Below are 12,038 nucleotides of genomic sequence, written 5' to 3'. Positions count from 1 at the left end.
GGTGCGCCGCTCGTGGGACTCGCTGACCCCGGCCGAACGCCGACGCCTGGTCGCCCCCGAGGGCGGCTCGTGCCTGCTGGCGGTGAAGAACGGGGCGACCACCGAGGCGACCGCGAAGGCCAGCGACATGCCGCTGACGAAGGAGTCGTGCACGGCTCCGGCCATCGCGTCGACCACCTGCTGGGGGGTGCCGGCCGGGGCGGGCGGGGCGATGCCGAGCTGGGCGGCCTGGTTGAGGCCCTCGGCCTGCGCCGGGTCCACCGGCGGCAGACCCGCGTCGGCCCACTCGCCGGGCAGCGTGTCGGTGACCCGGGCGGCCATCAGCGCGCCCAGCACGGCGGTGCCGAGGCTGCCGCCGACCTGCATCGCGGACTGCTGGAGACCGCCGGCGACGCCGGAGAGCTCCAGCGGCGCGTTGCCGACGATGACCTCGGTGGCGCCGACCATGACCGGGCTGATGCCCAGGCCCATCAGCACGAACCAGAGCGCCATCACGCCGTTGCCGGAGCCGGCGTCCAGGGTGGACATGCCGAACATCGCGACGGTGGTGATCAGCATGCCGGCCACGATCGGGATCCGCGGGCCCAGCTTGCCGATCGCGATGCCCGCCACCGGCGATCCGATGATCATCATGCCGGTCATGGGCAGCAGGTGGACGCCCGCCTGGACCGGCGTCATGCCGTGCACGTTCTGCAGGTAGAAGGTCACGAAGAAGATCGCGCCGAAGAACGAGAAGGCCATCAGCACCATCAGCAGGGTGCCGGCCGACAGCGGCAGCGAACGGAACAGGCTGAGCGGGATCAGCGGCTCCCTGGCCACCCGCTGCCAGAACGCGAAGGCGGTCATCAGCACGACCGCGCCGCCCAGGAAGACCAGCGTGGAGACGTCTCCCCAGCCCCACTCGGGGGCCTTGATGATGCCGAAGACCAGCGCGAACATCGCCGTCGAGAGCAGCACGATGCCGGGGATGTCGAAGGACTTGGCGGCGTTCTCGGCCCGCACGTCCCGCAGGATCCACAGGCCGAGGGCCAGCGCGATCACGCCGACCGGGATGTTGATGAAGAACACCGACTCCCAGTTGACGTGCTCGACCAGCAGGCCGCCGACGATCGGACCGGCCGCGGTGGAGGCGCCGATGACGCCGCCCCAGATGCCGATCGCCATGTTGAGCTTCTCGGCCGGGAAGGCCCCGCGCAGCAGGCCGAGCGCGGCCGGCTGGAGCAGCGCGCCGAACAGGCCCTGCAGGACGCGGAAGGCGATCACCGTCTGGATGTTCCCGGCGAAGCCGATCGCCGCCGAGGTGGCCGCGAAGCCGACCGCGCCGACCAGGAAGGTGTTCTTGTGGCCGAACCGGTCGCCGATCTTGCCGGCGGTGATCAGGAAGACCGCGAGGGCGAGCAGGTAGCCGCTGGTCACCCACTGGATCTCGGAGGGCGCGGCGTTGAGGTCGGCCTGGATCACCGGGTTGGCGATCGCGACGATCGTGCCGTCCAGGGCGACCATCATCACGCCGACGGCGACGGTGAGCAGGGTCAGCCAGGGGTGTCCCTGGAGGCTCCTCCCGCCCGGCGAGGTACCCGGCGGCGATGCCTCCGCCGTGGCGCTCTTGGTCAGGGACTGGCTCATCTGGGCCCTCCGGGGGGCTGGCAGCGGGCGGACGTCGGTGGTGGCGCCCCCGGCCCACCCGTCCCCACGAGTGCCCGGCCCCGGGGCGCCACCAAGGCACATTATGTCAGCGACTGACATTCGGCAAACGCTGCCTTCTGCGCCTCTCTGCCATTTGTCAGATCGCTACAGTAGCCTCCACAGCACCAGCCCGATCACCCTCCGGAAGGCCCCCGCCATGGCCGCTCAGCCCGCATCCCCCGCCCCCGCCCAGGAGCCCGGACTGCGCGCCCGGAAGAAGCAGCGCACCCGGGACGCCCTCATCGAGGCGGCCCACCGGCTCTTCCTCGGCCAGGGCTTCTCCCGCACCACCGTCGACGAGATCGCCGGCGCCGTCGACGTCTCGCAGCGGACCTTCTTCCGCTACTTCGCCAACAAGGACGAGGTCGCCCTCGCCGTCCTCGCCGAGGCCGAGGACCACTTCATCGAGCTGCTGCGGGCCCGCCCCGCCGAGGAGAACCCGCTCCGGGCGCTGCGCGCCGCGATCGTCGGCTCCTGGCTGGAGCGCGGCGCGGGCCGCGACACCGGGCCCTCCTCGGTGACGGCCGCGCTGGAGCTGATCCAGATGATCGAGACCAGCCCCACCCTGCTCGCCGCCCACCTGCGCCGGGTCACCGAACAGGAACGGGTGGTGGCCACGATCATCGCCGAGCGCGAGGGCCTCGACCCGGCCGAGGACCTGCGCCCCGCCGTGCTCGCGGCGGCCTTCGGCGGCGTGCTGCGCGCCGCCCACCTGTCCTGGAGCACCGACCAGGAGGACACCGGCCCGGAGGGCATGGTCGCGCTGATCGGCCGGCACCTGGACCTGCTCGGCCCGGCCCTGGTCGGCGACTGGAGACCGTGACCCTCATACCCGGGTACTACGCGGGAGTCCGGACCCCGGTGGGACGCCGGCCGCCCCGTGCCGCCCTAGGCTGACCGGATGTCCAAGCCACTCACCGGGCCGGCCCCGGGCGGTCCGGTGCGCGCGCTGCTCGCCCCGCTCACCCGCCCGTCCGCCGACCACACCCCGCTGCTCGCCCAGGCCTCCCGCCGCTGGGTCCGCCTCCTGCCGTACGTCCTCGCCCTGGCCGCGACCGCCGCGCTGCTGCCCACCACCATCGCCGTGCTGGTCAACGACTACGGGGTGGACGCCGGCCCGGCCGCCGCCCTCGCGGTCGCCCAGACGGTGCCGCTGCTGCTCGCCGTCACCCGGCCGCTGCCCGCCTGGTGGATGATCGGCGGCGGCGCCCTGCTGACCTCGCTGCTGGTCCTCGGCACCGGCGACGGCGCCACCGCCCAGGGGGTCGACGGCCCCTGGCCGTGGCCTCCGCCCGGCCTGGTCGGCTACCTGCTGCTGATGCTGACGCTCGCCCTGCGCGAGGCCCGGCGGACCCTGGTCGCGGTCTGGCTGGTCACCGCCGCGGCGAGCCCGGCGCTCTCCGTCGTCGGCCTCGCCGGCGGGTTCGGCGGCGACAACAGCCTGCTCGCCATCGCCCTGGCCGGCGCCGTCCTGGTGCTCGGCGGGGCGCTGCGCGAGCGCGCCGAGGCCCGCCGGCTGCTCGCCGAGCAGGAGCACATCAGCGAGGCCGAACGCGAGCGGCGCACCCTGCTGGAGGAGCGCGCCCGGATCGCCCGCGAGCTGCACGACGTGGTCGCCCACCACATGTCGGTGATCGCCGTGCAGGCGGCCAGCGCGCCGTACCGGATCGCCGGCGTACCGGCCGAGGCCGCCGAGGAGTTCACCGCGATCGCCGGTGGCGCGCGCGAGTCGCTGGCCGAGATGCGGCGGCTGCTCGGCGTGCTGCGCAGCGAGGAGTCCGGCGCCGAGACGGCGCCGCAGCCGGGCGTCGGGCAGCTCGCCCAGCTGGTCGAGACGGTCGGCCGGGCCGGGGTGTCCGCCGAGCTGACGCTCGCCCCGGAGCTGGCCGGCGACCCGCTGCCGCCGGCCGTCGGGCTCTCGGTCTACCGGATCGTCCAGGAGGCGCTGGCCAACGTGGTCCGGCACGCCCCCGGCGCCGCGGCCTGGGTCTCGCTGGCCGTCACCGACGGATCCCTGCTGGTCACCGTGGTCAACGCGGCGCCGCCGGTGCGGGCCGAGTCGCTGGAGGCCTCGGTCGAGGGCACCGGCCAGGGACTGGTCGGCATGCGCGAGCGGGTGCGGCTGCTGGGCGGCCGGCTGGACACCGGGCCGCTGCCGGACGGCGGCTTCACGGTGGCCGCCGTCCTGCCGGTTCCCGCCCTGGCGGATACTCGATCGGACGACCGCCGGCCCGGCGGCCCCGCACCGGAGGAACCGGAGGGGCGGCCGGCCGGACCGTAGGAGCCCCCGGGAGAGCACCCTATGACCATCCGCGTGATCATCGTCGACGACCAGGCGATGGTGCGGGCCGGCTTCGCCGCCCTGCTGAACGCGCAGAGCGACATCGACGTGGTGGGGGACGCCGCCGACGGCGCCCAGGCCCTGGAGGTGAGCGGCCGCACCCACCCGGACGTCGTGCTGATGGACGTCCGGATGCCCGTGATGGACGGCCTGGAGGCGGCCCGCCGGCTGCTGGACCCGGCCGTGCCCGGCGCGCACCGCCCCAAGGTGCTGATGCTGACCACCTTCGACGTGGACGACTACGTCTACGACGCGCTGCGCGCCGGCGCCAGCGGCTTCCTGCTCAAGGACGCGCCGCCGGACGACCTCATCGCCGCCGTCCGGGTGGTCGCGGCCGGCGAGGCGCTGCTCGCCCCCTCGGTGACCCGGCGGCTGATCGAGGACTTCGCCCGGACCAGGCCGGCCAGGCGCCGCGACCCCAAGGTGCGGCTCAACGGGCTGACCCCGCGCGAGACGGAGGTCCTGGAGCTCATCGCCCGCGGCCTGTCCAATCAGGAGATCGCCGCCCGGCTGGTGCTCGCCGAGCAGACCGTGAAGACCCACATCGGCCGGATCCTGGCCAAGCTCGACCTGCGCGACCGCGCCCAGGCGGTGGTGCTCGCCTACGAGTCCGGCCTGGTGACCCCGGGTCAGTGAGCCGCTTCCCCGGACCCCGGTGGGCCCCTCCCCCGGAGCGCAAGGGGGCTGTCCCCCGGGGGATAGCCCCCTGATACCCGGGTAGCACCCGGCAGTTGGCCCCGCGGTGCGATGTCCGCGGGGCCACCTCGTTCCTACCGTCCTCCCCGTCGAAGCCGAACGGGCCGGAGGAACGGGACATGACGAGGAATCGGATCGGCCGCGCGGCGGCCGCCGCCGCGCTGGCGCTGGCCGCGGTACTGGGGGCGGGCGGCTGGGCCGCCGGCGGCGAGCGCGCGGTGACCGGTCCGCCGCCCGGGGCCGCCGCCTGGCGGGCCGACACCGCCCTCGGGCGCCCGCTGCCCGACCCCGCCACCGCCTCCCCCGCCGAGGTCGCCGCCTTCTTCACCGCGCTGCCGCCCGCCGCCCGGGAGGAGCTGGCCGTCCGCCACCCGCTGGTGGTCGGCAACCTGGACGGCGCGCCCGTCGAGCTGCGCCACCGGGCCAACGCCCGGGCCGTCGCCGGGGAGCGCGAGCGCGCCCTCGCCCGGGCCGCCGACCCGGCGCTCACCGCGCAGGACCGCGCCGCCGCCCGGGAGCGGGCCGAGCGCTACCGGACCCTGCTCGACGGGGCCGCGTCCGGCGGGCCGCGCCGCCTCCTCGCCTTCGACCCGCGCGGGCGCGGCCAGATCGCCGAGGTGTTCGGCGACCTCGCCGGCGCCCGGCGCACCGCGGTCGTCGTCCCCGGCTCGGACATCGACCTGCGCACCTTCGACCGGGCCGGCGACCCGTACGGCACGCCCGTCGGCATGGCCCGGGCGCTGTACGAGGCGACCGGCGGGCGCACCGCCGTGATCGCCTGGGCCGGCTACACCACCCCGGTCGGGCTGGGCCCGGACGCCGCCACCGAGACCCTGGCCGGGGCCGGCGCCGAGCGGCTGAACCGGCTGCTCGACGGACTCGCCGTCAGCACCCGGCCCGACGCCCCGGCCACGGTGTTCTGCCACAGCTACGGCTCGGTGGTCTGCGGGCTGGCCCGGCCGGGCCCGCGACAGGCCTCCGGCGTGGTGGTGCTGGGCTCGCCGGGCCTGGGCGTCGGCTCCGCCGCCGACCTCGACCCGCGCGTCCCGCTCTGGGCCACCGCCCGCAACGGCTCGGACTGGATCGGCAACGTGCCGAACGTGCGCCTGTTCGGCCTCGGGCACGGCGCCGACCCGACCGCGCCAGCCTTCGGCGCCCGCCCGCTGCCGTCCACCGGGTCGCACGGCCACACCGGCTACTTCGCCCCGGGCACCGCCTCGCTGGCCGCCTTCGCCGGCCTCGCCCTCGGCCGCTGACCCCGGCCGCTCCCCTCCCCGGACCACCGCCGCACCCCGCGAACGGAGACCCCGTCATGCCCAGTTCCCTGCTCGCCCCCCTGCACCGGGCCGCCCGCCAGGTGGACGCCCGCACCCCCGAGAGCCGCGACCGCGCCCTGGACGGCCTGCGCGCCGTCGCCCTGCTCGCCGTCCCGGTGGGCCACTGGCTGCTCGGCGGCTTCACCCGCTCCGCCGACGGCGCCCTGCACAACGCCAGCCCGCTCTCCTCCCCCGACCTCGGCTTCTTCGCCCCGGCCAGCTGGGGGCTCCAGCTGCTGGGCGTGTTCTTCCTGGTCGGCGGCCACTCCGCGGTCCGCTCGCTGGAACGCGCCCGGGCCCGGGGCGTCGGCTACGGGGGCTGGCTGCGCGGCCGGGCGGTGCGGCTGCTGCGGCCGGTGCTCGGGGTGACCGCCGTCTGGGCGCTGCTGATCCCGCTGCTGCCGCGCCTCGGCGTCCCCGCCGACACCGTGCGCACCGGCTCGACGCTGGTGGTGCAGCCGCTCTGGTACATCGCGGTCTACCTGGGCCTGACCGCGCTCACCCCGCTCTGCGCGGGCGCCGCCCGCCGGCTGGGCGGCCGGTCGGCGGGCCTGCTGCTCGCCGCGGTCGCCGTCGTCGACCTGCTGCGCTACGGGCCGTGGGCGCAGGCGGTGCCGTCCTGGGTGGGCCTGCTGAACATCCTGCCGGGCTGGCTGTTCGGCTACCAGCTGGGCGTGCTCTGGGCCGGGGGGCGGCTGGGCCGTCCGGCGGCAAGGCTGCTGCTGGCCGGCGGCGGGGTGCTGTTCGCCGTGCTGCTGGTGGTCTTCCACTACCCGGCGTCGATGGTCGGCGTGCCGGGCGCCGGGCGCACCAACTCGCACCCGCCGTCCCTGCTGGTCCTGGCGCTGGCCTCGGTGCAGTGCGGCGCGGCGGTGCTGCTGCGCGAGCGGCTCGGCCGGCTGCTGACCCGCCGTCCGCTGCTCTGGCTGCCGGTGGTGGCGGTGAACCTCTCGGCGATGACGATCTTCTGCTGGCACCAGAGCGCGATGCTCGCGGTCGCGGTGCCGGGCGCGGCGGCCTTCGGCGCGGTGCCGGGGCTGACGGTGGCTCCGGACTCGCTCGGCTGGGTCGCGATCCGGCTGACGCTGCTGCCGCTGTTCGGGGCGGTACTGGTCGCCATCGGGTGGTTCACCCGGCGCTTCGACGGCCCGTGGACGGGCTTCTCCCGGCCGGCCAGGGCGGTGGCCGGCGCGGGAGCGGCGTTCTTCACCGCGTACGCGCTGGGCGTCGTCTGACGTACGCGGGCACGCGGGGCGGTGGAGGGGCGCGGACCGACGGTCCACGCCCCTCTCCGTGTTCCGGCACGCCCCGGCTCACCCGCCTGCGGGCCCCGTCCCCGCCGAACGCAGTGCCTCCGCATGCGAACCGCCACCCACCGTGATGACCTGTTGGCTGTCGGCGACCGGGCCCTGCCCCGTCGGCCGTTGCCCCTTCCCCCCGCCCGGAGTTCCGAGCCGGACGGCCCCTGCCCGAGGAGTTCCATGTCCCTGTCCCCGCCACGGCGCGGCCGACGCCTTCCGACCGTGCTCGCCACCGCCGTGGTCTGTGCGCTGACCGCCGGCACCGTCCTGTCCGCCGTCGCCCCCGCCGCCGCCCACGGCTCCGGCGGCCACGACGCGCCCGACGGCTCGGCCGCCACCGCCCCCAAGGTCCCCGACCCCCGGATGCTCGCCGAGCTGCGCGACGACGAGGTCGCCGCGCTCGGCCAGGAGCACGCCGAGGAGCACGCCCGGATGCGCGCGGCCGTCCGCGGCGTCGGCGACTACCCGCAGACCACCCGCACCAACCGGCTGAACGCCCTGACGGAGTCCCAGGCCGCCCACAACAAGGGCTTCGCCCCCGAGACCTTCGGGGCGTTCAACCAGTACTTCCCCTCCCCCGACTTCGGCGACCACATCGCGCTGCTGCCCACCGGCAAGGTGCTGCTGTTCTCCTTCGAGCGGATCGAGACCAACCCGGAGAAGGAGCCCGCCCCCACCCAGACCACCGGGCGGGAGAACGCGGGCCGGGCGTTCCTCTGGGACCCGGCCAAGGGCTACGGCAAGGACGCGTTCAAGCAGGTCACCCCGCCCGTGGTCAACATGCCCGACGGCCTGAACCAGCCCCGTCCGGCGCCGTTCTTCTGCGCCGGCCACTCCTTCCTGCCCAATGGCATGCTCGGCGTCTTCGGCGGCAACCTCGGCGGCAACGGCGGCACCGGCGCCAAGCTCTCGCTGATCTTCGACCCGTGGACCGAGACCTGGACCCGCAACCCCGACATGTCGGTGGGCCGCTGGTACCCCTCGGTGGTGACCGGCGCGGACGGCCGGCAGCTGATCATGTCCGGCCAGTCCGAACTCGGCTGGGGCACCCCCACCCCGGTGGTCGAGCGCTTCCCCGCCAAGGACTACCCGGTGCCCTCGCTGAAGAGCGAGACCCCGAGGAACACCCCCGTCGACCGCTTCGCGGCCGACGCCCCGTTCTCCCTGGACTACCCGCACCTGTTCTCGCTCAACGACGGCCAGGTCTACGGCTTCGGCCGCCAGGCCGCCGAGCAATGGAAGTTCGACCCGGTCGCCGAGACCCGCAGCGACCTGACCGCCCGCCCGGACGGCCGCAAGCGCAACTACGGCTCGGCCGTCCCGCTGCCCGGCGGCGTCAACGGCCCGGACTCCGCGCTGATCCTCGGCGGCGACCGGGACAACCCGAGCACCCTGCGCTTCTCCAACGGCAGCTGGACCGCCGAGAAGTCCCGCGCCTTCGGCCGCACCCAGGACGACACCCTGCTGCTGCCCAACGGCCGGCTGATGACCGTCAACGGCGCCTACGACATCCGGGACTACGGCAACGGCCCCTACAACCCGAACGCCGACCTCAAGTACCGCCAGGTCGAACTCCGCGACGACCAGGGCAACTGGAAGCTCGGCCCGGTCCAGCGGCTGCCGCGCGGCTACCACTCCAACGCCGTCGTCCTGCCCGACGGGCGCGTCATGGTCACCGGCGACGAGCTCCAGCAGATCGCCAACAACCCGGACATCAACGGCACGGTGAGCGACATCCCCGGCACGGACGGCCCGGTCACCATGAACGGGACCATCGAGATCTACGAGCCGGCCTACCTCCACCAGGGCGACCGCCCCTCCCTCGACCGGGCCCCGACCACCCCCGTCGGCTACGACAAGACCTTCCAGGTCACCACCGAGACCCCCGGCCTGGTCTCCAAGGCCGTGCTGCTCTCGCCCACCACCTCCACCCACTCGGTCAACACCAGCCAGCGCCACCTCGACCTGCGGCTCAGCAGCCGGGCCGGCAACCGGCTGGAGCTGCAGGCCCCGCCGGACGCCAAGGCCGCACCGCCCGGCTGGTACCTGCTCTTCCTGCTCAACGACCGGGGCGTGCCCTCCGTCGCCAAGTGGATCCAGCTCGGCCCCACCGCCTGACCCCCACCCCGGATAGGAGACCCCGACCCCATGGCAACGGCAACGGCCCCGGATCTGCGCCTGCGCGACAGCGAGGAGATCCAGGGCGACATCCTGGCCGGCTTCAAGAAGGACAACGTCAGCGTCCTCTTCCTCAAGTTCGAGGACGCCGCACGGGCCCGCGACTGGCTCCGGCGGCTCACCCCGCAGATCGCCACCACCCGCGAGGTGACCGCGTTCAACGAGGCGTTCAGCGAGGCCCGCAGGACCTCCGGCGGCGACGACCCCAAGACCCTCAAGGCCACCTGGCTGGGCGTCAGCTTCACCTACGAGGGCCTGCGGATGCTCTCCGCCACCGACCCCTTCCCGCAGCCCCCGCCGGTGGGCACCGGCCTGGAGGCGTTCAAGGAGGGCTCGGCCAGGCGGGCCGGCGCACTCGGCGACACCGGCGACAACTCCCCGGAGAACTGGCTGTTCGGCAACGAGGGGACCCAGCCGGTGCACGCCGTGCTGAAGCTCTCCGCGGACACCGAGAAGGACCTCCAGGCGGCCGTCGAGGCCCAGCGGATCGCCGCCGCCGAGTGCCGGGTGCTGATCGTCTACCAGCAGAACGCGCAGACCCTGCTCGGCAGCCGCCGCGGCAAGGAGCACTTCGGCTTCAAGGACGGCATCAGCGAGCCCGGCGTGCGCGGCTTCGACCGGCCCGCCCCCGACCGGCCGGAGGAGGTCGAGGGCCACCCGGGGACCCGGATCATCCCGGCCGGGGAGTTCGTCTGCGGCGAGGAACCGGCCCCCGGCAGCTTCCGGGACTTCCCCGCGTGGGCGCACGGCGGCTCCTTCCAGGTCGTCCGCCGGCTCGCCCAGGACGTCCCCGGCTGGTGGTCGCAGGCCGGCGTCAAGCTCAAGGAGCTGAGGCTCGCCAAGGCCGTCCCGGACGGCGCCACCACCGAGTGGCTGGCCGCCCGGATGGTCGGCCGCTGGCGCTCCGGCGCCCCGGTGTGCCACTTCAGGGACCACGACGTCCCGAACGACCCGGGTGCCGCCTCCGACAACGACTTCGACTTCCGGGACGACCTGGAGGGCCTGGTCACCCCGCTCTGGTCGCACCTGCGCAAGACCAGCCCGCGCGCCGGCCTCCAGGCGCCCGACCCCGGTCAGCCGCCGCTCGACGCCAAGGCGCTCGACGGCCGCCGGATCATGCGCCGCGGCACGCCCTACGGGGCGCCGTTCGACCCGGCCTCGGAGGGCCCGGGCGGACCGGACGACCCGCGCGGCCTGCTGTTCGTCTGTTACCAGGCCGACATCCAGCGGCAGTTCGAGTTCATCCAGGCCGACTGGATGGACCAGCCGGACTTCCCGCCCGGACGCAACCCGGTGCCCGGGAAGGACCCGGTCACCCAGGAGGCCCCCGACGTCGACTTCGAGAGCCGGGAGTCGAACGGCAGCATCAAGCACACTCCGCTGAGCTTCGCCCAGTTCGTGCAGACCACCGGATCGGTGTACGCCTTCATGCCGTCCCTCAGCACCCTGCGGGGGCTCGCCGACGGACGGCTCGTCGGCCCCGCCGCCGGCGGCCAGACGGGCCAGACAGGTCAGACGGGCCAGGGCGGCCAGGGCGGCGGGCAGAGCCAGACCCAGACCCAGCCGGGCGGCCAGAGCACCGCCGTGGGCGGTCCGGCGTACCCCTGCGACGACTTCCTGCCCGTCCCCGACCAGTGGCGGCGCGGCGGCCGGAGCCAGTTCTGGGTCGGCCACGGCGACCGGTACCGGAAGATCTCGGTGGCCGACGGCTCCGCCCACACCGACCAGGTGGTCAAGGGCGACACCCCGCTGAGCAGCCACCCCTGTTTCCAGGGCGTCGGCCGGATCGACTGCGTCCTGCCGATGCCCGACCTGCAGAACCCCGGCGGCAAGAGCTGGTACTGGGTCTTCCACAGCACCGGCGGCCGCCAGCAGTACCGGGCGGTCTCGATCAGCGGCGGCGGCGGGCACACCGGCGCGCTGGAGCGCCCGGACCGCGACCTCACCTCCTGGGCCTCGCTGGGCGGGGTCGAGCGGGTGGACTGCTTCCTGCCCGTCCCCGACCAGCAGCGGGTGGGCGGCAAGAGCTGGTACTGGTGCTTCCACACCACCGGCGGCCGCCAGCAGTACCGGCTGATCTCGGTCGCCGACGGCGCCGCGCACACCGACGTCCTGGAACGCTCCGACCGGCAGCTGTCCCAGTGGGGCTCGCTGAACGGCGTCACCGCGGTGGACTGCTTCCTGCCCGTCCCGGACGCCCAGCGGATCGGCGGCAAGAGCGAGTACTGGGTCTTCCACGGCGACAGCTACCGCCGGATCTCGGTGGCCGACGGCAGCGGCCACCCGGACCGCCTGGTCAGCGGCGCGCGCTCCTGCTCGGCCTGGAACTCGCTGAGCGGGTAGGGCCTCCGGCCCCGTCCCGGCCCCGCCCCGGCGCCCCCGCGACCGCCCGGTCGCGGGGGCGCACCGGTGCTCACGCGAACGATCGGGACGCATCCGGGACACTCCCGGTTCATGTGATCCATCCCACAGTTTGAGCCGCGCCCAGCGCGCCTCCTGGCCCCTAGGCTTGCGCAGGGA

8 protein-coding genes are annotated in these 12,038 nt (G+C 74.8%); 7 read left to right on the top strand and 1 reads right to left on the bottom strand.

Annotation, left to right across the window (positions count from 1 at the left end; translation table 11 throughout):
* The coding region (locus ABT093_RS21340) for an MFS transporter (RefSeq protein ID WP_502884273.1) at positions 1-1,506 on the bottom strand (1,506 nt) is incomplete at its 3' end.
* A 337-nt stretch (positions 1,507-1,843) separates the two neighbouring features.
* Between ABT093_RS21340 and ABT093_RS21335 the strand changes: the two genes are divergently transcribed.
* The 7 genes from ABT093_RS21335 (at position 1,844) to ABT093_RS21305 (ending at position 11,861) form a co-directional block, all read left to right on the top strand.
* The gene (locus ABT093_RS21335) at positions 1,844-2,509 is read left to right on the top strand and encodes a TetR family transcriptional regulator (protein WP_350566490.1); all 666 of its coding nucleotides are present in this window, start codon (positions 1,844-1,846) and stop codon (positions 2,507-2,509) included.
* Between the two features lie 78 nt (positions 2,510-2,587).
* On the top strand, positions 2,588-3,967 hold the full coding sequence (locus tag ABT093_RS21330) for a sensor histidine kinase (RefSeq protein WP_350566488.1): 1,380 nt from the start codon (positions 2,588-2,590) through the stop codon (positions 3,965-3,967).
* A gap of 21 nt (positions 3,968-3,988) precedes the next feature.
* On the top strand, positions 3,989-4,663 hold the full coding sequence (locus ABT093_RS21325; protein WP_350566486.1) for a response regulator: 675 nt from the start codon (positions 3,989-3,991) through the stop codon (positions 4,661-4,663).
* A gap of 179 nt (positions 4,664-4,842) precedes the next feature.
* The gene (locus ABT093_RS21320) at positions 4,843-5,979 is read left to right on the top strand and encodes an alpha/beta hydrolase (protein ID WP_350566484.1); all 1,137 of its coding nucleotides are present in this window, start codon (positions 4,843-4,845) and stop codon (positions 5,977-5,979) included.
* A 56-nt stretch (positions 5,980-6,035) separates the two neighbouring features.
* Positions 6,036-7,274 carry an acyltransferase family protein gene (locus ABT093_RS21315; protein WP_350566482.1) on the top strand — a complete coding sequence of 413 codons (1,239 nt, stop codon included), beginning with the start codon at positions 6,036-6,038 and terminating at the stop codon, positions 7,272-7,274.
* Positions 7,275-7,520: 246 nt separating this feature from the next.
* Positions 7,521-9,458: a galactose oxidase early set domain-containing protein gene (locus ABT093_RS21310; protein ID WP_350566480.1), complete on the top strand. Its 1,938-nt coding sequence runs from the start codon at positions 7,521-7,523 to the stop codon at positions 9,456-9,458.
* 30 nt (positions 9,459-9,488) lie between these two features.
* Positions 9,489-11,861, top strand: coding sequence for a Dyp-type peroxidase (locus ABT093_RS21305; RefSeq protein WP_350566478.1), 2,373 nt, complete (start codon positions 9,489-9,491; stop codon positions 11,859-11,861).
* Positions 11,862-12,038: the final 177 nt, after the last annotated feature.

Source organism: Kitasatospora sp. NPDC002551 (genome assembly GCF_040296005.1).
Taxonomy (GTDB): domain Bacteria; phylum Actinomycetota; class Actinomycetes; order Streptomycetales; family Streptomycetaceae; genus Kitasatospora.
This window is presented reverse-complemented; position numbering and strand designations above follow the sequence as displayed.